The following is a 19,978-nucleotide window of genomic DNA, read 5'->3' as shown; positions in this document are numbered from 1 at the left end:
TATGACACCGACGACACAGAGAATCTTTGCCGACCACGCCGCTACTGCGCCGTTACGCCCGGAAGCGGCCGCCGCGATGGCGGACACGGGGGCACTGCTGAACCCCGCCGGCCAGTACGCCTCAGGCCGCCATGCACAACGGGTCCTGGAAGATGCGCGTGAACAGGTCGCCGAACTGCTGGGCGCCGACCGCGCTGAGGTGATCTTCACCGCCTCCGGGACCGAAGCGGACAATATCGCGGTCCAGGGTCTCGCGTACGGCGCGAAGAAGACGCGGGGTCCCGATGCCCGGAGAATCCACGCTGCGGCGACAGAGCACCCGGCTATCGTCGAGACCGTCGACTGGCTGTGCAGCGGCATGGTGGGTGGGGGCACTCCGCAGTTCGACCACATTGAGACAAGCGTTGATGACAATGGACGGGTGCGCGTCAGCGAGCTACCCCAGCTCGAGGCGTCCGTTGACGCGGTCATGACCTGTATGTGGGCGAACAACGAGACAGGCAACCTGCAGCCGGTTGTTGACCTGTCCGGACGAGCCGCGGCCGCGGGTGTGCCTTTCCACGTCGACGCAGTCCAGGCCGTCGGCCACCTTCCGGTGGACTTCCATGCCCTCGGCAGTTCGACGTTGGCGGCGAGCGCCCACAAGTTCGGTGGCCCGAAATCCATGGGTATCCTGCTCGCCCGGCGGGATGCTGTACTGGTCAGCCCACTGCGTGGTGGCGGGCAGGAGAGAGGTGTCCGGTCCGGGACGGCGAATCCGCAGGGAGCGGCCGGTACCGCCGCAGCGCTGGCTGCCGCTGTCAGTGAGATGGAGGAAGAGCAACGACGGCTCTCCGCTTTCCGCAGGAAGGTCCTTTCCGTCGTCGGCGCGATCCCGCAGTCGCGGATCTACACCGATCCGTCCGGCGGAGCGCTTGCCGGACATGTCCATGTGGCATTCCCCGGGGCGGAGGGAGACAGCCTGATCATGTTGCTGGATGTCGCAGGGGTGGACGCCTCGACCGGGTCGGCATGTTCAGCCGGGGTGAACCGGGCGAGCCACGTCCTGACGGCCATGGGGGTACCGGTTGAGGTGGCGCGCGGCGCGTTGCGGCTGACTTTCGGCACTGCGACCACCGCGGAGGAGGTAGACCGGCTCTGCTCCCTGTTGCCGGGTGTCGTCGATCAGGCGCGTGCCGCGGGGATGGCATCGTAGCGGCGGCACTGTCGTGGCTGTCGCTGGACGCATTCGCACCTGACCTGCCACGGTGTAGGGTGAAGGGTCGACTGCAGGGGCCAGGCAACTGACGGTCCCACACGATCACCGACGTGCACCGGTGCACGGGAGAGAAGAGGAAGGTATGCGGGTTGTCGCAGCGATGAGCGGGGGAGTGGACTCCTCCGTGGCTGCAGCACGGGCGCTGGAGGCAGGACACGACGTTGTCGGCGTGCATCTGGCGTTGAGCCAGTCGCCGGAGGCCGTCCGCGCCGGATCACGGGGGTGTTGTTCGCTGGAGGACTCCGCCGACGCCCGGCGTGTGTGTGATTCCCTCGGGATCCCTTTCTACGTGTGGGACTTCTCCGACCGGTTCAAGGCTGATGTCATCGACAACTTCGTGGAGTCCTACGAGATCGGGGAGACGCCGAACCCGTGCTTGCGCTGCAACGAGAAGATCAAGTTCGAGGCGCTCCTGGACCGGTCGATCGCGCTCGGTTTCGACGCCGTGGTCACCGGGCACTATGCTCGCCTGCACGACGGCGTGATGCGTCGCGGTATCGACGACAACAAGGACCAGTCCTATGTGCTCGGTGTGCTCGATGATGAACAGTTGGCGCACTGTATGTTCCCGGTCGGTGACACGGTGAAGCCGGACATCCGGGCCGAGGCCAAGGACCTCGGCATGGGGGTGGCGTCGAAGCCGGACAGCCACGACATCTGCTTCATTCCCGACGGCAACACCCAGGCGTTCCTCGGTAAACAGATCGGTCTGCGTCCCGGTATGGTGAAGTCGGTCGAGGGTGAGACCCTCGCTGAACACGACGGGGTGTACGGCTTCACCATCGGCCAGCGCAAGGGCCTCGGTGTCGCTGGACCCGCGGCCGACGGACAACCGAGGTACGTCACCGACATCGACGCCTCCACCGGGACGGTCATCGTCGGCGGGCGGGACGACCTGCGTATCGGCCACATCACGGCCGACCGGCTCAAGCGTCTGGACCCGGCGAAACACGGCACCACCTTTGACTGTGACGTCCAGGTCCGCGCCCACGGCGGCGTCGTCCCGGCGACAGCCACCCTGAACGACGGGTCTGTCGCCCTCGACCTCCACGAGCCCTTGCGCGGTGTCGCACGCGGGCAGGCGGCAGTGGTCTATCTCCCCGACGCAGACGGCGACATCCTGCTCGGATCAGGCACCATCTGTGCCACGGTGCCGTGGTCGACCGGCAGGCAGGCTCAGTCGGCGTGAACGCAGGAGAGGATGGCCCATTGCGTCTCGGCTGGTGGGAGGACGTGCGAACCGACCACGGTGATCTCCGTTCTGCTCTGGCTGCAGCCTCCCGACGGACCCGTGACGTGGACGAGGATGTCGGCGTCGTCCCTCCACTGAGCCTGCCACAGAGCGAGCTGGTGCCGGTGACGGCCGCGATGGGGGCGCTCGTCGGTGGCCCGTACCTGCGGTCCCATGCGCGCGGGTGGGAAGTGGCCCCAGGGAAGACCCTGGATGCCCGTCATTTCCTCGGACGGCTCCATGAGCTCACCGACATTGTCGCCGAAACGATGCCCGGCGCCGACCGGCTGATGGTCCACGTGTCAGGTCCATGGACATTCGGGGCGTCCGTCGAGTACCGCGGACACCCGCTGTGTTTCGACCGTCCCGCCTTCCGGGATGTCGCCCTGTCCCTCGGGGAGGGGGTGCGGGAGTTCTGCGATGCTGTCGGGGCCACCGTGGTGCACGTCCACGAAAGGCGACTCGGCGAGGTCACGTCCCGGTTGCAGGGCGCAACCGAGTTCGAGACGATGCAGGTCGACCGCGAGATCGCGGTGAATGTCGAACGTCGCTTCATCGAGCAGGTCCGGGGCGAGGGTGAACGGTCACTCGTCCTTGACAGTGGTGTCGAGTGGCCTGAGATCGCACACACCGGAGCGGACGGTGTTGTCGTCGATGATCTGACGGACAGTGTCGCCCGGATGGTCGACGGTGGTGCTTCGGTCGCCTGGCGGGTCGATGACGGACGAACCAGTGAAGACATCGCGCACAGTCTCATCCGGACGTGGAAACAGTGGACCTTCGATGTGGCGACGCCCGAGCCTCAGATTGACCTGGTTGCGGTCGGGGAGGGGATCCTGAAGCCTGGCGCGGCAGCGGAACTGGCACGGACGGTGCGGGGAGCCGCGGCATTGCTGCACCGCAACTGAGCGGGGCCGGGGGCAGATCTAGTCGTCGGAGGCCTGCGCGGTGATAGCGTCGAAGTCCACGACCTCGAACTCCAGCAGGGAAGCCCCGGTCGCCACCGGCTTCTTCCCCTCACCGCCGTGGGGGCCACTGTGCGCGGCCTTCGCCGGGCCTGCCGCCCATGCCTGGAAGTCTTCCTCGGTGGCCCAGGTGGTGACGACGAAATACCGGTCGTCACCCTTGGTCGGCCGCAGCAGCTGGAAGCCTTCGAAACCGGGGGAGGAGTCGACGGTGTGGGCACGGGCTGCGAATCGTTTCTCCAGCTCGGGTCCGGCACCCTCGGGCACGGAAATGGCGTTGATCTTCACGACGGACATGGAACTCCTGACGATGGTCGCGGCTGATGTCGCAGTCGAGCCTACCGTGGACCCTGTACCTACGGAGTGTGACGACGAGGGCAGGCGGACTCGTCAGCGCACGGCGTCCGGTCCGGAGGCGAGCAGTTTCTCGAATCCGGCCTCGTCGAGCACCGGCACGCCGAGGTCCTCGGCCTTCGTGAGTTTCGATCCGGCCTTCTCCCCGGCAACGACGAAGTCGGTCTTCTTCGACACAGAGCCGGAAGCCTTTCCTCCGCGGGATTCCACTGCTTCCTTCGCTTCCGTGCGGTCGAAGTTCGCCAATGACCCGGTGACGACCACAGTCAGCCCTGCGAGAGTCTGCTCGGGCAGATCGGACGTCTCCACAATCTGTTCCATCCGGACCCCGGCGGCAGCCCAGGCATCGACGATCTCCCGGTGCCAGTCGACGGCGAACCAGTCTTTGACTGACTGCGCGATGATTCCGCCGACGCCGTCGATCTCCGCCATGTCCTCGACGGAGGTCTCGTCGATGACGGGAATGGACTGCAGGTTCGCTGCAAGTGCCTTGGCGGCTGTGGGGCCGACATGGCGGATCGACAGCGCGGTGATCACCCTCCACAGGTCGACCCCCTTCGCCTCCTCAAGATTGTCGAGCAGGACCCGTCCCTGCTTGTTCAGCGTCCCCGCCTTGGTGGTGTAGGCGCTCGTCGTGGCCAGCGTCTCCTCGGTGAGGGAGAACAGGTGGCCTTCATCCGGCAGTACACCGGACGCGATGAGGTCGTGGGCGGCCCGCTCGCCGAGTGCGTCGATGTCGAAGGCACCACGTCCTGCGAGATAGTTCAACCGGTTCTGCAGCTGACCGGGGCAGTACCGGGTGTTGGGGCAACGCCAGTCGGCGTCTCCCTCCTTGGTGGGGGACAGAGGTGTCCCGCACTCCGGACACAGTGAGGGATACACGTACTCCCGTTCGTCTCCGTTACGGGCGGTCTCCACCGGGCCGAGAACCTCGGGGATCACCTCACCGGCCTTGCGGATCATCGCGCGGTCCCCGAGACGGACGCCCTTGCGGTGCGCCTCAGTGGCGTTGTGCAGCGTTGCCATGGTGACCGTCGAACCCGCGACATAGGTGGGGGTCATCACCGCGTACGGGGTGGCGCGCCCGGTCCTCCCGATGCCCACGCGGATGGACTCCACGGTGGTCACCGCTTCTTCCGGGGGGTACTTGTAGGCGATCGCCCACCGTGGGGCACGGCTGGTGGCACCGAGGTTCTGCTGCTCGGTGACGTCGTCGATCTTCACGACGACCCCGTCCATCTCGTGGGCGGCGTCGTGTCGGTGTTCGCCCCAGTACGTGACGGCGTCGAGGACCTCGTCGGTGGAGTGCACCTGCCGGGTGTACGGACTGACGGGGAGCCCCCACGCCTCGATCGCCCGGTAGGCGTCGTGCTGGCTGGCAGGTACAAATCCCTCCCTGGCGCCGATGCCGTGGCAGATCAGACGGAGGGGCCGTTTGGCTGTCTCCTCCGGATTCTTCTGCCGCATTGCACCGGCCGCAGCGTTCCGGGGATTCGCGAACATCTTCTTTCCCTCGGCCTGGCGGTCCGCGTTCATCGTCGCGAAGTCCTCGACGGTGATGAAGATCTCCCCCCTGATCTCGACGAGAGAGGGGACGGGGAACTCATCGGTGCCGGTGAGCACGTCGGGGATGTCCTCGAGCGTCCGGGCGTTGTGGGTGACGTCCTCACCGGTGACACCGTCGCCTCGGGTGAGAGCGAGATTCAGACGGCCGTCGATGTAGAGGAGATCAATCGAAGCGCCGTCGATCTTCAGCTCGGTGAGGTAGGTGGGTGCGGGGGTCCTGGTCAGCCACTCCCGCATCTCGTCGAGACTGAAGACGTTGTCGAGGCTGAGCATCGGCTCCCGGTGGTCGACGTTGCGGAACGGTGAGTTCTCCGGTGACGGGGCGACTTCCTGGGTAGGGCTCGGGCCCTGTACTGCTTCAGGATAAGCCTTTTCGAGCTCCTGCAACTCGCGCATCATCGCGTCGAAGTCGGCGTCGGAGACCTCGGGCGCCTCGTAGTAGTACAGCTCCCGGTGCCGGCGGATGTCGGCGGCCAGACGGTTCCAACGCTCCTCGGGTGTCTCGTGTGTCTCGTGTGTCTCGGGTGTCTCAGGCGGTGTCTCAGTCACCGTCGCCAGTGTAGTGAGCCCGGCGCCGGGCGGGGAGTGACATCCGGCGCACAGCGAATTGTTCTTTCGGTATGTGAGTGTATCTTCACAGTAGGTGGGCATGATGTGATGCGCACCACCAGGGGCGGGGGTGGCGCTCTCTGCGGTGGACATAACTACAAACCACTTCCACCATCCGTGTGGACTGCAGTGATGGTTGGAATGTGATGTAGGTATCGGGGTGGTCCGCTATTCGGAGGGGTGGAACTGTTCACCGGGCAAAATCTAGCGTTGGCCGTGTCAAGAAGAACACCCCCCTCGCAGACCAGCGAAAAGATCAGATGGCTGCATTTCAGAAAGGACGATCACATGTTCAACCTGCTCAGCCGTGAAGAGATCAACGAGATGACCTCCGGCGCCAACTACTTCCTCTTCGGTGACGACGAGGCCATCGCCGTCGATACGCCGGAGCACGACGACTTCCTCGTCTAAGTCCGCAAGGGACCCGGGGGTCGCGGTGGTACTGCGCCCGTCGTTCCCTGGGGCGACGCCGCCCGGGCACACAGTCGATCTGACGGTGTGCCCGGGCGGCGTCGTATGTCGAGTGCACCGCGGCATTGGTGTCCGGGCGACGTTATAGAGTGGCACCCATGACGACCGCCGCGCATTTCGATCCGACCCATCTCCTCAGTTTCGACCTGGAGACCACAGGTACGGACCCGCTCACCGCACGTATCGTGACCAGTGCCCTGATCTCGATCAAAGGTCGTCAACGGGATGACCTGGAGATGCTCGCTGACCCGGGTATCCCGATTCCCGAAGGGGCTGCGAAAGTCCACGGCATCTCCACGGAGTACGCCAAGGAACACGGGCGGCCGCACGATGAAGTCCTCGCCGAGACCATCGGGCGGATCCGGGCGGGGTGGCGCGATGGAGCGACACTGATCGTGTACAACGCCGCGTACGATCTCACGGTTCTGCGGAGCCTGGATCCCACGTTCACTGTGGACGGCCCGGTCGTCGACCCCCTCGTCATCGACAAGGCGAAGGATCCGTACCGCAAAGGTAAACGGCAGCTGGAACCGGTGTGCGCCCACTGGGGGGTGACGCTGGACAACGCGCACGAAGCCACGGCGGATGCCCTGGCAGCTGCCAGAGTGGCATGGAAACTCGCCCGTGCCTATCCCGAACTTACCGAGGTCAGTGCGGACGAACTCATGCTCAACCAGGCAACCTGGCACTACGAGTCGCAGTCCGGACTCAAGAAGTATTTCGAGGAGAAAGGGCAGACGGACCGTGCAGCCACGGTCAATACCTCCTGGCCTGTGCAGTCCTAGTGACCGGCCGGATACAGCCGTTCAGTACGATTGACGACCATGGCTAACTCCGTGACGAAGACCTCGGCCGAATACCTCCGCGACATCGTTGCCGCGCCGGTCTACCGCGCGGCCAAGCACACGCCCCTGGACACCATGGACGCCCTGTCGGAGAAGACAGGCAACCGTGTCCTCGTCAAGCGTGAAGACCTGCAACCTGTCCACAGTTTCAAACTGCGTGGCGCATTCAACCGGATGTCACAGCTCACCGGCTGTGCCGGTGTCATCACCGCGTCGGCGGGGAACCATGCACAGGGAGTGGCGCTGTCCGGACGCGAACTCGGTATCCGGTCGGTCATCGTCATGCCGGTGACGACCCCGTCCATCAAAGTGGACGCGGTGCGCGGGTTCGGTGGCGAAGTTGTGCTGCACGGTGAGAACTTCGATGCGGCACAGAGGAAGGCCAAGGAGCTTTCGGAGACCGAAGGCCTGGTCTACGTCCCGCCGTTCGACAATGAAGCGGTGATCGCCGGCCAGGGCACCATCGGGCTGGAGATCTTCCAGGCAGGCCCCGTCGACCGTGTTTTCGTTCCCGTCGGTGGTGGCGGTCTCGCCGCCGGGGTCGCCGTGCTGTTGAAGGAACTGAATCCGGAGATCCAGGTCATCGGCGTGGAACCCGAGGAGTCCGCATGTCTCACTGCAGCGCTGTGGGCCGGTGAACCGGTCGAACTCGAGCATGTCAGCCTCTTCGCCGAGGGCGTGGCCGTCCGCAAGATCGGTGCCGAAACCTTCCGACTGTGCAAGGAGTACCTGGACGAGGTCGTCACGGTCAGCTCCGATGAGATCAGCGCGGCCATCAAGGACCTTTTCGACGACACGCGGGCGATCGCCGAGCCGGCAGGCGCGGTGTCCCTGGCGGGGCTCAAGAAGTATGCCGCGGCCAATGACATCCAGGACGAGACCCTGGTGAACGTGCTCTCGGGCGCCAACCTGAACTTCCACACCCTGCGCTACATCTCCGAGCGTGCGGAACTCGGTGAAGGGGGAGAGGCGATCTTCGCGGTCACTATCCCGGAGGAACAGGGCGCTTTCTTCAAGTTCTGTGAGGTCCTCAACGGCCGGATGGTCACGGAGTTCAACTACCGCGTCGGTGAGCGCGGCGATGACCGCCGGGCACGGATCTTCGTCGGCGTGCAACTCAAGGAAGGTGTCCCGGAGCGGGAAGCGATCGCGGATGCTCTGGCCGACGCCGGTTACGACGTCGTGGACCTGTCGGACGATGAGGTCGCCAAGGAACATATCCGCTACATGATCGGGGGGGTGCCGCCCGCCTTCGTCAACGAGCGGATGTTCTCCTTCGAGTTCCCGGAGCACCCCGGCGCGCTCGTGCATTTCCTCGATGTTCTCGGCACGAACTGGAACATCACCGCCTTCCACTACCGGAGTCAGGGAATGGACTACGGACGGATCCTCGCCGCGTTCGAGGATGCCCACTCCGCGGACTTCGAATCCCATCTCAGTGATCTGGGCTACCCGTTCACAGAGGTCACAGATAATCCGTCCTACCAGCTCTTCCTGGCTCCGGCAGGGGAGTAGTCGATGAGCTCCACCGGCCGGCAGGAGGACTCGATCGAGTGGAACGAGCTGCTCCCGATCCTGCTCGGCTACCCGTCTGCCTCATTGCACGCGACGCTGGAGACGCGTGGCGACGGTGACCCGGACGCCCGGTATGAGGTGTGGCGGCAAGGCAGGAAACTCCGCGTGGAGAAAGACGGTTCGCCAGAATACATCTGCGACGGCGAGACGATCTGGTCGTTCCTGGACATTGAATACCTACCGGAAACGGACAGACATCCTGTCGCAGCCTGTGTGGGTACACTGCCTTACTATGGTCGTGTCCAGTCACTGTGTGGACCTCGGGAGCCCCACGACTGGGAGGGAGCTGACTTCACTGTTCCTGACGGCCCCGTTATCGTCGAAGAGTTTCAGGGGCGGGAATGCTGGACAGTGGCGCTGAAAGCGCCACCGCGCAAGGTCGGACCGTTGCGTATCTGGGTCGACCGCGACACCGGGTACCCGCTGGGCGAGATGAACGAATCCCCGGAGGCGGAGGGCTACGGACAATGGTTCGAATCCCCGGAGATCGGCATTCCCCTCGATGATTCGCTGTTCACGTGGGATGGCCCGTCCCTGATGCAGTCCGAGCGCCAGGAGTTGATTGAGAAGGAACTTGAAGCGCTACGGAAGAATGGGGTCGAATGGTTCGTCGACAATGTCATGTCCGGAAGTCTCACCGCATCTGCTGTCGTCGACATTGCACCGCAGGACATCGGTCGACGTGACGGAGGTGGCTTCCTTGCGCGGAGCGAGGGAGCCTACTACTCGATGACTCGACGCGGGGGAGAGACAGCCGTCGGTGACGACGGTGATCACGACACCGTCGTACGATGGTCGACTGCAGACTATGATTGGGTATTCAGATTCGAGAACCCCCACGTGATCTGTGACGATGTCGTACAGGAGGAACTTGAGAGACGTTTCGGGGGACGGGCATGACGACCACCTGGGATGAGATCCGACGCAGGATCGTCAGCAGCCCCCCGTCCACGTTGCATGCACGGGTCCGGTGGGACGGGCGGAGAAGTTCCCGGTGGGACTATGTGGACGGGCGATATCCGTGGGGGCCGGGGCCGAGTTTCATTGACCTCATCGATCGCACGCTCGGAACATCGCACGCATCTGAACTCGAGGTGTGGCGGGACGGGAATATGCTGCGGGTGGAGAAGAACCGGTGGCCGCTCTACATCTCTGACGGCGAATCGGTCTGGGATTTCCGGGACAATCCCAGGCGCCCCCAACTCGGTACACCAGGAGAACTGCGGTACTCGTGTGAGGCGCAGTGGCTCATCCTGCCACCGCCGGTCACACAGTGGGACAACAGCGACCAGGATTCCATCGCCGTGCACAACGAACAGATCGAGGACCGTGACACCTGGCAGATCACTGTCGACGGTGTACGGGTCTGGATCGACTGTGAAACGTTCTACATCCTCGCACTCGGTGACGTGGATTCCGGTTACCGGGAGTATTTCGCAGTCCCTGACATAGGACCGAAACTTGACCGGGGCCTGTTCACCTGGGACGGAGACGTCATTCCTGCAGAGGACCTCGAGCAACGGAAGACACTGGCGCGGTCCAGGAAACCGGAGGACAAGCGACAGCGGAGCCGAGAGTGGTTGCTCGACAATGTCGTTGCTGACCCTATGGTCGACGAAGCGTTCTTGCCGCTACCGGTGACCATTGACCTGACTCCGACATCGGTACCACACCACAACGACATCACCGGAGAATTCACGGCCGTCTGCGACGGATTCAGCCTGGCTAGGCGGTTGCGGGGAACACGCGACAGACCCTCCGCAGCACCGTATACCCACTTCTGGACGACCACGACGTACGACTGGGAGCTTTCGGTCCTTGCTGGTGTCACCCTGACTGATCAGGGAATCCAGGAGGTGTGGAACCAGCTCCATCCCGGCGAGCCGGTGACCGACTACTGCCCACCCGGGCAGTGATTCCCAGAAAGTACCGGCTCAGCTCAGTAGTGCGCCGAGGATCTCGCCGACCTCACCGAGATGCTCGATCTCAGAGAGCAGGAAGTCCGGGCCGCCCGGACGCCCGAGAATGAGGATGTAGTTCGTACCGGTCAGGGGAGTGGCGGCCAGGGCAGAGTCCATCACCGTCCAACTCGACGGCACCCAGGTGTCACGGTCGGTCAGCGCGCGGGGTTCGGCGACGGGAGTTTCCGACAGCACCCGCCCGTCGTCCTCAGGCGCGGAGGACGAGGCGGCGACGCGCCGGGTCTGCTCCCCGGATTCGAGGATGACCGCCCACTGGACCGACATCGACTTCGGCAGTGCGTCGATCAGCTTCTGGACGCTGTCAACCGTACGGCGACGATGCCGCGCCAGCTCGGCGAGCAGGCTGATCTGGCCCCGGCGGTCGACGGTTCCGGAGAACGGGCGGATGGAGTCGACGTAGACCCCGTCGACTTCCTGCGCGGCACTGATCAGTGCGTCGGCGAGACGGCCTGCAGGAAGGTCGACGACGACGTCGTCGACGACAGTGCCGTCAGGGTCATGCTCGACCACATCCACGCTGCGGATATCCGCGTCGATCGTTCCCATCGTGGCGGCGATGAGCCCGAGGGTGCCGGGAACATCGGGGAGACGGACGCGCATCAGATAGGACAAGGTGTACCTCAGCGAGAATAGGACGGTGGACGCCCCGATTGTAGCGAACCGGGGTGAGCGTACGCGCGATGCAGCGTCCTACTAGAGTGGTCGTGGTAAACCCAGCGAAGACGAAAAGGGGACCCACCTGTGTCCGAGATCTCCCGTGACGAGGTCGCGCACCTCGCCAGGCTCTCCCGCCTCGACCTGACCGAGGACGAGCTCACCCACTACGCAGCCCAGATCGACGGCATCGTGGAAACCGTTGCCGCCGTGCGGGAGGTCGACACCGCCGGTGTCGAGCCTCTGAGCCACCCCACCCAGAACGTCGACGGCGCTGTGTCGGTGATGCGTGAGGACGTCCCCCAGGAGTCACTCACTGCTGAGCAGGCCCTCGACCAGGCCCCGAAGCAGGCACAGCAGCGTTTCCAGGTTCCCCGGATCCTGGGCGAGTAGAGGGCGAGACGACAGCGAAATGAGCGAAGTGAACAGCACCACCTACACCGTCGGTAGCCGGGATGACTCGGACCTGACGACCTGGACCGCCGCAGAACTCGCGGAAAAGATCCACGCCGGAGATGTCAGCTCCGTCGACGCGACTCGCGCGCATCTGGACCGGATCGCCGCCGTCGATGAAGCGGTCCACGCATTCCTCCACGTGGGGGAGAAAGAGGCTCTCGCGGCAGCGGAGAAGGCGGACAAGGACATCGCCTCCGGGCATGTCGCTTCCGCACTGGCCGGTGTTCCGCTGGCGTTGAAGGATGTCTTCGTCACCACCGATGCGCCGACGACCTGTGCCTCGAAGATGCTCGAGGGCTACATGAGCCCCTACGACGCCACCGTCACCCGGCGCATCCGCGAGGCGGGGATCCCCATCCTGGGCAAGACGAACATGGACGAGTTCGCGATGGGATCGTCCACCGAGAACTCGGCCTACGGGCCGACGCACAACCCCTGGGACCTCAGCCGAACCGCCGGTGGTTCCGGCGGTGGCTCCTCAGCAGCTCTCGCCGCCGGCATGGCTCCGTTGGCGATCGGCACGGACACCGGCGGATCTATCCGCCAGCCCGCGGCGCTGACCAACACCGTGGGGGTCAAACCGACCTACGGCACCGTCTCCCGGTACGGCCTCGTCGCTTGTGCCTCCTCCCTTGACCAGGGCGGCCCCACGGGACGGACCGTCTTGGACACTGCACTGCTGCACGAGGTCATCGCAGGCCACGACGCGCAGGACTCCACGTCCTCCGAGCGCCCGGTCGCCCCCGTCGTCGACGCCGCGCGGCAGGGCGCCGACGGCGATCTGACCGGCGTGACCGTCGGCGTGGTCAAACAGCTGGAGACGGTCCAGGGCCTGCAGACCGGTGTGGCAGAGAGCTACCGCTCCTCCCTGGAGCAGCTCAAGGCGCAGGGCGCGACGATCGTGGAGGTGGATTGCCCCAGCTTCGAGTACGCGCTCAACGCCTACTACCTCATTCTGCCGTGCGAGGTCAGCTCTAACCTCGCCCGCTTCGACGGGATGCGGTACGGGCAGCGTCAGCTCGATGACGGGCACCACTCCGCCGACCAGGTCATGTCCGCTACCCGCGCCGCCGGCTTCGGGCCGGAGGTCAAGCGTCGTATCATCCTGGGCACCTACGCCCTCTCGGTCGGTTACTACGACGCCTACTACCTGCAGGCACAGCGCGTCCGTAACCTCATCGCCCAGGATTTCGCCAAGGCGTTCGCCGACGTCGACGTCCTGGTGTCCCCGGTGACTCCGACCACGGCTTTCGAGCTGGGGGAGAAGGCCGACGATCCGTTGGCGATGTACCTCTTCGACCTGTGCACCCTGCCGCTCAACCTCGCCGGTGTATGCGGCATGTCCGTCCCCGGACCTCTGTCCGCAGACACCGGGCTTCCGGTCGGCCTGCAGATCATGGGGCCGGCACACGGCGATGACCGCCTGTACCGTGTCGGTGCGGCCTTCGAGGCGGGTCGACGGTAGACGCTACCGGGCCGGGCCGCCGGAGGTCAGACCTCCGGCCAGTGGCGCTCCAGGCCCTCGATGATGAAATTGACTTTCACATCGACGAAGCCCCTCTCCGACCAGGAGTCGTCCGGCTGGAAGAGGTGGTCCGCGCTGATCCGGTCCTGCACCCGTTCCAGGCCCGACGTGCCGGCGGCGTCAGTCGCCCGCATGCTCTCGATACCGAGACGGCAGGCCATCACCGTGTCCCCGATGAAGTCCAGGGCGAACGCGGCCTGCATGCGGGATCTGCCGTGCTCCTCCACCACACGGACATATCCGCGCAGGGGCTCCTCGATGTGAGCGAATGCGGTCGGATAGGCGTACAACGTCCTGGCCAGACCGGGAACTTCCTCACACATGCGCCAGCATTCGGACGCCCAGAGCCGCAGTGCGTCCTGCCACGCAGTGCCCGGTCCCGGCGTCTGGATCGTGGCGGCAACTCGCGCCAGGCAGGCGTCAAGGACAGCGTCGCGTGACGGGAAGACCCGGTACAATGCCGGGGTGACCACACCCAGGCGCCGGGCGATGGCGGACAGGGTGAAGTCAGCGATCCCGAGCTCGAGAGCGGTATCGAGCACGTCCGCCCGGGTGAAGGACGGTTTCGGTCCGGTCTTCCTCCCGGGGTGCCCGGTGGACAGAGGTGCGCGCGGTGAGCCGGTCATGTCTCCCAGCGTAGTGGGCCGCCTCCTGTCTACTCCACCAGTCGCCATCCCTGGGCATCGTGTAGGTGTCCCCAGTACCGGGCGTAGGTGCCGTCCAGCTGCATCAACTCCTCGTGGGTACCCTGTGCCTCGACGCGCCCTTCGCCATCCAACTGCACGATGACATCAGCCCGCGCGATGGTGTCCAGGCGGTGCGCGATCGTGATCACCGTTGCCTGAGTGCGCAGCGTATCCACAGCGGTGACGATGTTGGTCTCGTTTTCGACGTCCAGCGCACTGGTCGCCTCGTCCAGGAGGACGATCGGCGCCTTCTTCAGCACTGCCCGGGCAATCGAGACCCGCTGGCGTTCACCTCCCGACAGGGCCCGGCCACCTTCACCGACGCGGCTGTTCCACCCGTCCGCCAGACGCGCGGCAATGTGGTGGGCGCCGGCCAGGGTCGCAGCCTCGAGGACTTCCTTGTCAGTGGCATCCTCACGACCCACACGGATGTTCTCCAGCAGGGTGTCGTCGAAGAGGTAGACGTCCTGGAAGACCATCGACAACTGCGCCATCAACTGTTCTGTCGTCTGGGAGGTCACCGGAACACCGCCGACGCGCACTGTTCCGGTGTCCGTGTCGTAGAACCTGCTGATCAACCGGGCTATCGTCGTCTTGCCGGATCCGGACGGCCCCACCAGGGCGACCATCGTCCCCGAAGGTATGTCGAGGGTGACGTCGCGGAGTACAGGGGTATTCTCCGAATAACCGAACGTGACGTGGTCCAATGTCACTGATCCTGGGGCGGTCAGTTCTGCGGGGGTGGACGGCTCGGTCAACGGTTCTGCGGTGAGCACCTCGTCCAGTCCGTCGAGGACCGCACGTCGTCCCTCTATGCCCATCGCGCTTTCGGTGATCGCGGACAACGTACTGGTGAAACGCATCGCCAACCCGATGAAAGCCAGTGCCGGGACCGGGTCCAGTAGTCCGGACACGGCGAGGGAGCCGGTCACGGTGATCAGCATCACGATCACACCCTGTGTGGCGGCACCGCTGAGCAGGAGCCCGGCTGTCTCGGTGCCCAGGGCCCTCAATTTCGTCGATCGAGCCTCCTCCATTGCGCGTCGCAGGGGTGTGAAGTCTTCGCTGCGGCCACAGGATCGTAGCGCACCCTGGCACTGGGCGAACTCCACGATGCGGTCCGCGAGTTCCTCCTGCGCCGGTGCCGTACGGCGGGTCGCCCGGCGCATGAGGGTCGTCGACGCCATGGTCAACAGCATGAAAACGGGGACGGCGACGGTCAGTACCAGTCCCAGCAACGGATCCCAGCACCATGAGACCACGATGATCACGCCGGCGGCCGCGGTCCTGCTGATCAGGGGAACGATCATGTGAGCGAGGATTTCACCCGTGGTCATCAGCTCCGTGGAGACGATGCGGGAGAGTCTGCCAGCCCGGGACCCGGCGAACCAACCCAGGGGTTGCCGGCTCACGCGGTCACCGACCAGGCGGTGGATGTTCTTCAGGAAGTCCAGGGCGACGGAATAGCCCCACCGGTTGGAGAGGTAGTTGGCGGCGAAGGTGGTCAGGGTGAGCCCACCGAGGACCCACAGCCAGCCCGGGAACCCCAGGCCCCATACCGTCCCGCCGGTGGCTAAAGCAGTCACCGTGGGAAGGAGCGCGCCGAGGGCGGCACCTTCGAGGAGGCCGGCGATGACGGCGATGATGATCACGGAGCGCATAGCCTCGGGATGTGCGAGCATCCTCCGGCAGCGGGGGATGATGTCCGTCAACGGGAGGTTCATTGCTGGGGTCCTTCGGGGTGGTCGGTCTGGGCGGCATTCCACAGGCGGGCGTAGCCAGGGTGGGACAGCATGCTGTCGTGGTCCCCCGTCGCTATGACACGACCGTCGTCGATGAGGACGACCTGGTCGACTCCGGCGATCACCTCGGGGCGATGCGCGATCAACAGGACGGTTCGCCCTTGGACGAGGGTCGACAGTGCCTGTTGGATCTCGTGCTGCGACTCCGGGTCGGTCAGGGCCGTGGCTTCATCGAGGACCAGCACAGGGGCGTCGACAAGTAGTGCACGGGCGATGGCGATGCGCTGGGCCTGACCACCGGACAAACCTGAGCCTGTGCCGAGGATGGTCTCAAGACCATGGGGGAGTGCCTCGATCTCCGTGAGGATGTGGGCGGCCCGGGCCGCGTCACGGATCTGCGTGTCGGTGGCACCGGGTCGGCCCAGCGCAATGTTGTCCCGGATGCTGATTCCGAGCAGCTGCGGGTCCTGTAGGACGAACCCGACATGTGAATACAGCTCGGGTATGTCGGAGACCGGGACACCGCCGATGGTCACGGAACCGGAGTCTGCGTCAGCGAAACGCGCCAGTAGGGTGGCGATGGTGGACTTCCCTGAACCGGATGGTCCTACCAGTGCGGTCACGGTATCTTCAGACAGATTGAACGTGACGTCGTCGACTGCCGGGGTGTCGGATCCGTCGTAGGCGAACGTCACGTGGTCGAAGACGACGTTGTGGTTTCCAGGGATAGGGGTGTTGCCGTGCGTCTCATGCTCTTCCCTGGCGTCCCGGAGCGCCGGGGTGCCCAGGAGGGTCGACAGCCGGAGCGCCGCCTGACCGGCGAGTTGACGTGACCACAGCGAGTTCATCCCCACTTCGATGGCGAACGGGACCAGTAGAGCGATGAGCGACGTAGCCGTCACATCCGCGACGGACACATGGCCGTGACGGACCAGCCATGCGCCACCACCGAGGTTGACCAGGAGGATTAGCGGTACGGCGAGCGTCGACTGCCCCAGCGCAGCCATGCGGATCATCGGTCGGCACCACTCGAAATAGAACGTGTAGAAAGCGTCGGCAGCTCTCTGATAGCGGCTGTGAGCTCGCCCCACCTGTCCGAAAGCCTTGACGACGGTGATGCCCGTGACGAACTCCACCATCCGTGCGGACACGTCGCCGAGCCTCCTGTCCATTTCCACTGTCTTTTCGCCCATGCCACGCAACATCACCAGGTTCGAGACGAGGTACAGCGGGACGGTCGCGATCGACAGAAGTCCGAGGCGCCAGTCGATGACAAAGGCGTAGACCATCAGCGCCAGTGGCATGACGACCGCATTCGTTCCTTCGACCGGCTGATGGGCGATGAGCTGGTGAACGGTGGTGATGTCGTCCTGCAGTGCTTTGCGGACCCGACCGGAGTTCGTTGCGGTGAACCAGGACAGCGGGACCTTCGCCAGGCGAGCCACCAGATCGCCACGGATGATGTGGCCGAGGCGGACATCGGCGACGTGAGTCACGGTGAGAGCGGCGAAGTAGATGAGCAGGCGTGCACTGAATGTACCGACGAGGATGAAGAGCCAGTGTCTGACGGCGAGGCCGTCGACCCCGCTGCCGGTCGCCGAGGCCCGGAGGAGGATCTCACCGATCCTCACCAGTGCCACATAGGGGATGACGGACAGGACCGCGGAGAGCGCGGCGAGAATGCGGCCGATGGTCAAGGCACCGGACACCGGGGCCAACAGGCCTTTCAGGGCCGCTGTGCCGGCGTTCTGCGCCTCTTTCTCCGGGGACGTACCGGATGCCGGGTCTGCGGGTGACATGGTCCTCCATAGGTATGCCATAAGTAACAATGAACGCATTTCATGGTATGTGGCGAGAGGTCGTCCCACAAGGGCCGGAACGCGAAAAGGCGTACCCTTGTCCTCATGACCCAACAGGCACTGCACGGTGACGGGTGGGCGGTCGGCGTCGACGGCACCCGACGGTGGGGCACGCTCGGCGCGGCGGGCCTCTTCCTCACCACACGGGAAAATGACACGACGCTCCTGCTGGTCCAGCACCGGGCAAACTGGACGAATTTCGGAGGCACCTGGGGCATTCCCGGGGGAGCGGTGGAGCCGGGGGAGTCGGCGGTTGACGCCGCCCTGCGGGAGACGCAGGAGGAGACCGGGGTGGATCCTGCCGACGTGCAGGTCTCCGACCACCTCGTCACCGCCCGCGCCGAACTTTCCCATGTGCTGGTCAGGGTTCCGTTGGCCCCGGAAGACATGGTGTTGGCGGCCCCGGTGACGGCGGCGGCTGAACGGGGCGCTTCGCTTCTGGATGCTGTGCGCTCGCACAGGATCACCCACCCGGAGACCGGATATCCTCTGACAATCACGATGAGCGGGCAGCTGTGCTGGGAGACCCCTGACGACAGCGTCGGGGAATGGACCTACACGACCGTACTGGGGGCGTGCGACTCCCCGTTGGAGTTGTTCCCCTCGGCGGAGAGTGCGGACCTGGCGTGGTGTCCCCTGGACGAGGTCGCGGAGTTGCCGCTCATCCCGCCGTTCCGAGACGCGCTGCCAGGACTGCGTGAACGGATCAAGGGGCCGGAACAGGACTGACATTCCTGTCGGCTTCGTGGCAGACTGGTCCGACGTGACCGAAACGAACGCTCCGGCGACACCGGGGCCTCACTATCCCACGATGCCGTTACCGGCAAAAGACGCGTGGCCTGCGCTGTTCGCCCTCTGCACGGGCTTCTTCATGATCCTGCTGGATCAGACCATTGTGGCCGTGGCGACGCCCGAGTTTCAACGCCAGCTCCACGCGGACTACAACCAGGTCATCTGGGTCACGTCCGCATATCTCCTCACGTTCGCGGTGCCGCTGCTGGTGACGGGGCGGCTCGGGGACAGGTTCGGCCCCCGGAATGTCTATGTCGTCGGCATGGCGGTTTTCACCTGCTCGTCGCTGTGGTGCGGCCTGGCCGGCAGCGTCGAGGAACTGATCGCCGCCCGCGCGGTACAGGGGCTGGGTGCGGCGTTGTTGACTCCTCAGACCATGGCGGTGATCAACCGGATCTTCCCGCGCGACAGGCGTGGCTCGGCTCTCGGCGTATGGGGCGCCACGGCCGGCCTGTCCACGCTGTGCGGGCCACTGCTCGGTGGCCTGATCACCGGCACCGTCGGGTGGGAATGGGTCTTCTTCATCAACGTGCCGATCGGGGTGCTGTCGATCATCGCGGTCATGGTGTGGGTACCACGTTTCCCACCGGCCGCTCGGCGTATAGACCCGCTGTCCATCGTGTTGTCCGTCGTGGCGGTGTTCCTTCTCGTCTTCGGACTGCAGGAGGGCGAGAGCATGGACTGGGCATGGTGGATCTGGGTGATGATCGGCGTGTCCTTCGTGTTGTTCGCCTTGTTCGTCCGTCAGCAGGTCGTCGCCGAACACCGCGGGCGTGACCCGTTGATGCCGTTGAGTCTGTTCCGCGTCCGCAACTTCTCGCTGGGCAATATCGGCATCGTGAGCATGGGGTTCACCGTCGCGAGCGTGCCTCTGCCATTCACGCTGTACTACCAGCAGGTCCACGGGCTGAGCCCGTTGCAGGCCGGAATAATGCTGGTGCCCCAGGCGGCCACGTCGCTGGTTCTGTCACCGATCGTGGGACGCCTGACCGACAGGTACAGTTCACGCGGACTGGGCGCGTCGGGTTTCACGGTGATGGCCCTCTCCATCGTCGGAATGACCGCGGTGATGGCCTCCGGTGCGCCCCACTACTGGACGATCATTCCGCTGATCGGCCTGGGAATCGGGAACTCGCTGGTGTGGGCCCCGAACTCAGCGTCCACCATGCGCGATCTCGAAATGAACCAGATGGGGGCGGGGTCCGGTGTCTACAACCAGACACGGCAACTGGGTTCGGTCATCGGTGTGGCGGCGGTTGGTGCGATGATGCAGTGGCGCCTGATCGTCGACGACCCGGGCACCGCGTTCGGTCTCTCCGTGCTCATCCCCGCCGCCATGATGATCGTGGGGGTGACCTCGTCCCTGTTGTCGACCAACAACCTGCACCAGTCGCAGGCGGGGAAGTAG

At 65.0% G+C, this 19,978-nt stretch carries 18 protein-coding genes; 12 read left to right on the top strand and 6 right to left on the bottom strand.

The genetic code is table 11. The annotated features are described in order from the left end of the window. Nucleotide 1 precedes the first annotated feature (1 nt). The 3 genes from FS507_RS03945 (at nucleotide 2) to FS507_RS03935 (ending at nucleotide 3,397) form a co-directional block, all read left to right on the top strand. On the top strand, nucleotides 2-1,195 hold the full coding sequence (locus FS507_RS03945; protein ID WP_145941519.1) for a cysteine desulfurase family protein: 1,194 nt from the start codon (nucleotides 2-4) through the stop codon (nucleotides 1,193-1,195). 145 nt (nucleotides 1,196-1,340) lie between these two features. Further along, on the top strand, nucleotides 1,341-2,447 hold the full coding sequence (gene mnmA, locus FS507_RS03940; protein WP_145941518.1) for a tRNA 2-thiouridine(34) synthase MnmA: 1,107 nt from the start codon (nucleotides 1,341-1,343) through the stop codon (nucleotides 2,445-2,447). Beyond that, nucleotides 2,444-3,397, top strand: coding sequence for a hypothetical protein (locus tag FS507_RS03935; RefSeq protein ID WP_260853154.1), 954 nt, complete (start codon nucleotides 2,444-2,446; stop codon nucleotides 3,395-3,397). The genes mnmA and FS507_RS03935 overlap by 4 nt, the downstream gene beginning before the upstream one ends. Before the next feature lie 18 nt (nucleotides 3,398-3,415). Here the strand turns inward: FS507_RS03935 and FS507_RS03930 are convergent, their stop codons facing one another. Both FS507_RS03930 and ligA read right to left on the bottom strand, forming a co-directional pair. After that, on the bottom strand, nucleotides 3,416-3,751 hold the full coding sequence (locus tag FS507_RS03930) for an antibiotic biosynthesis monooxygenase family protein (protein WP_145941517.1): 336 nt from the start codon (nucleotides 3,749-3,751) through the stop codon (nucleotides 3,416-3,418). Nucleotides 3,752-3,844: 93 nt separating this feature from the next. Beyond that, nucleotides 3,845-5,923 carry an NAD-dependent DNA ligase LigA gene (ligA, locus tag FS507_RS03925; protein ID WP_260853153.1) on the bottom strand — a complete coding sequence of 693 codons (2,079 nt, stop codon included), beginning with the start codon at nucleotides 5,921-5,923 and terminating at the stop codon, nucleotides 3,845-3,847. 348 nt (nucleotides 5,924-6,271) lie between these two features. Between ligA and FS507_RS18405 the strand changes: the two genes are divergently transcribed. The 5 genes from FS507_RS18405 to FS507_RS03905 all read left to right on the top strand — a co-directional run bounded on the left by FS507_RS18405 (nucleotide 6,272) and on the right by FS507_RS03905 (nucleotide 10,790). After that, on the top strand, nucleotides 6,272-6,394 hold the full coding sequence (locus tag FS507_RS18405; protein ID WP_255372501.1) for a hypothetical protein: 123 nt from the start codon (nucleotides 6,272-6,274) through the stop codon (nucleotides 6,392-6,394). A 158-nt stretch (nucleotides 6,395-6,552) separates the two neighbouring features. Continuing rightward, nucleotides 6,553-7,239, top strand: coding sequence for a 3'-5' exonuclease (locus FS507_RS03920; RefSeq protein WP_145941516.1), 687 nt, complete (start codon nucleotides 6,553-6,555; stop codon nucleotides 7,237-7,239). A gap of 39 nt (nucleotides 7,240-7,278) precedes the next feature. Continuing rightward, complete coding sequence (gene ilvA, locus FS507_RS03915) at nucleotides 7,279-8,814, top strand: threonine ammonia-lyase, biosynthetic (RefSeq protein WP_145941515.1); 1,536 nt, start codon at nucleotides 7,279-7,281, stop codon at nucleotides 8,812-8,814. A gap of 3 nt (nucleotides 8,815-8,817) precedes the next feature. Beyond that, nucleotides 8,818-9,774 carry a hypothetical protein gene (locus FS507_RS03910; RefSeq protein ID WP_145941514.1) on the top strand — a complete coding sequence of 319 codons (957 nt, stop codon included), beginning with the start codon at nucleotides 8,818-8,820 and terminating at the stop codon, nucleotides 9,772-9,774. Continuing rightward, nucleotides 9,771-10,790 (top strand): hypothetical protein, encoded by a 1,020-nt coding sequence (locus FS507_RS03905; RefSeq protein ID WP_145941513.1) that lies wholly within the window; start codon nucleotides 9,771-9,773, stop codon nucleotides 10,788-10,790. The genes FS507_RS03910 and FS507_RS03905 overlap by 4 nt, the downstream gene beginning before the upstream one ends. A gap of 18 nt (nucleotides 10,791-10,808) precedes the next feature. Here FS507_RS03905 and FS507_RS03900 read toward each other — a convergent pair whose 3' ends face one another. Beyond that, nucleotides 10,809-11,468 carry an amino acid-binding ACT domain protein gene (locus tag FS507_RS03900; protein WP_145941512.1) on the bottom strand — a complete coding sequence of 220 codons (660 nt, stop codon included), beginning with the start codon at nucleotides 11,466-11,468 and terminating at the stop codon, nucleotides 10,809-10,811. A gap of 129 nt (nucleotides 11,469-11,597) precedes the next feature. Between FS507_RS03900 and gatC the strand changes: the two genes are divergently transcribed. Both gatC and gatA read left to right on the top strand, forming a co-directional pair. After that, entirely contained in the window at nucleotides 11,598-11,903 is a 306-nt protein-coding gene (gene gatC / locus FS507_RS03895; RefSeq protein WP_075813130.1) for an Asp-tRNA(Asn)/Glu-tRNA(Gln) amidotransferase subunit GatC, read from the top strand. Nucleotides 11,904-11,931: 28 nt separating this feature from the next. Next, the gene (gatA, locus tag FS507_RS03890; protein WP_440130334.1) at nucleotides 11,932-13,431 is read left to right on the top strand and encodes an Asp-tRNA(Asn)/Glu-tRNA(Gln) amidotransferase subunit GatA; all 1,500 of its coding nucleotides are present in this window, start codon (nucleotides 11,932-11,934) and stop codon (nucleotides 13,429-13,431) included. A gap of 26 nt (nucleotides 13,432-13,457) precedes the next feature. On the opposite strand, the gene FS507_RS03885 is transcribed toward gatA, so the two are convergent. From FS507_RS03885 to FS507_RS03875, 3 genes are read right to left on the bottom strand one after another with little or no spacing between them, the layout of a single operon-like run. Further along, nucleotides 13,458-14,117, bottom strand: a complete 660-nt coding sequence (locus FS507_RS03885) for a TetR/AcrR family transcriptional regulator (RefSeq protein ID WP_145941510.1) — start codon at nucleotides 14,115-14,117, stop codon at nucleotides 13,458-13,460. Between the two features lie 29 nt (nucleotides 14,118-14,146). Continuing rightward, complete coding sequence (locus tag FS507_RS03880) at nucleotides 14,147-15,901, bottom strand: ABC transporter ATP-binding protein (RefSeq protein ID WP_145941509.1); 1,755 nt, start codon at nucleotides 15,899-15,901, stop codon at nucleotides 14,147-14,149. Further along, nucleotides 15,898-17,718, bottom strand: a complete 1,821-nt coding sequence (locus tag FS507_RS03875; protein ID WP_260853152.1) for an ABC transporter ATP-binding protein — start codon at nucleotides 17,716-17,718, stop codon at nucleotides 15,898-15,900. The genes FS507_RS03880 and FS507_RS03875 overlap by 4 nt, the downstream gene beginning before the upstream one ends. A gap of 105 nt (nucleotides 17,719-17,823) precedes the next feature. On the opposite strand from FS507_RS03875, the gene FS507_RS03870 reads away from it, so the two are divergent. Together FS507_RS03870 and FS507_RS03865 are read left to right on the top strand one after the other, a co-directional pair. After that, the gene (locus tag FS507_RS03870; RefSeq protein ID WP_145941507.1) at nucleotides 17,824-18,507 is read left to right on the top strand and encodes an NUDIX domain-containing protein; all 684 of its coding nucleotides are present in this window, start codon (nucleotides 17,824-17,826) and stop codon (nucleotides 18,505-18,507) included. Nucleotides 18,508-18,589: 82 nt separating this feature from the next. Beyond that, entirely contained in the window at nucleotides 18,590-19,978 is a 1,389-nt protein-coding gene (locus tag FS507_RS03865) for a DHA2 family efflux MFS transporter permease subunit (RefSeq protein WP_145941636.1), read from the top strand.

It is taken from the genome of Corynebacterium glyciniphilum AJ 3170 (assembly GCF_007673095.1).
Classification (GTDB): Bacteria; Actinomycetota; Actinomycetes; order Mycobacteriales; family Mycobacteriaceae; genus Corynebacterium.
The sequence above is the reverse complement of the archived record's forward strand: the minus strand, read 5'-3'. Positions and strand labels throughout refer to the sequence as shown.

Coding starts and splice junctions, on each gene's coding strand:
- mnmA (WP_145941518.1), top strand. CDS start 1,341: ATGCGGGTTGTCGCAGCGATGAGCGGGGGAGTGGACTCCTCCGTGGCT.
- FS507_RS03880 (WP_145941509.1), bottom strand. CDS start 15,901: ATGAACCTCCCGTTGACGGACATCATCCCCCGCTGCCGGAGGATGCTC.
- FS507_RS03865 (WP_145941636.1), top strand. CDS start 18,590: ATGCCGTTACCGGCAAAAGACGCGTGGCCTGCGCTGTTCGCCCTCTGC.
- FS507_RS03885 (WP_145941510.1), bottom strand. CDS start 14,117: ATGACCGGCTCACCGCGCGCACCTCTGTCCACCGGGCACCCCGGGAGG.
- FS507_RS03945 (WP_145941519.1), top strand. CDS start 2: ATGACACCGACGACACAGAGAATCTTTGCCGACCACGCCGCTACTGCG.
- FS507_RS03920 (WP_145941516.1), top strand. CDS start 6,553: ATGACGACCGCCGCGCATTTCGATCCGACCCATCTCCTCAGTTTCGAC.
- FS507_RS03870 (WP_145941507.1), top strand. CDS start 17,824: ATGACCCAACAGGCACTGCACGGTGACGGGTGGGCGGTCGGCGTCGAC.
- FS507_RS03930 (WP_145941517.1), bottom strand. CDS start 3,751: ATGTCCGTCGTGAAGATCAACGCCATTTCCGTGCCCGAGGGTGCCGGA.
- FS507_RS03875 (WP_260853152.1), bottom strand. CDS start 17,718: ATGTCACCCGCAGACCCGGCATCCGGTACGTCCCCGGAGAAAGAGGCG.
- FS507_RS03910 (WP_145941514.1), top strand. CDS start 8,818: ATGAGCTCCACCGGCCGGCAGGAGGACTCGATCGAGTGGAACGAGCTG.
- FS507_RS03905 (WP_145941513.1), top strand. CDS start 9,771: ATGACGACCACCTGGGATGAGATCCGACGCAGGATCGTCAGCAGCCCC.
- FS507_RS18405 (WP_255372501.1), top strand. CDS start 6,272: ATGTTCAACCTGCTCAGCCGTGAAGAGATCAACGAGATGACCTCCGGC.
- ilvA (WP_145941515.1), top strand. CDS start 7,279: ATGGCTAACTCCGTGACGAAGACCTCGGCCGAATACCTCCGCGACATC.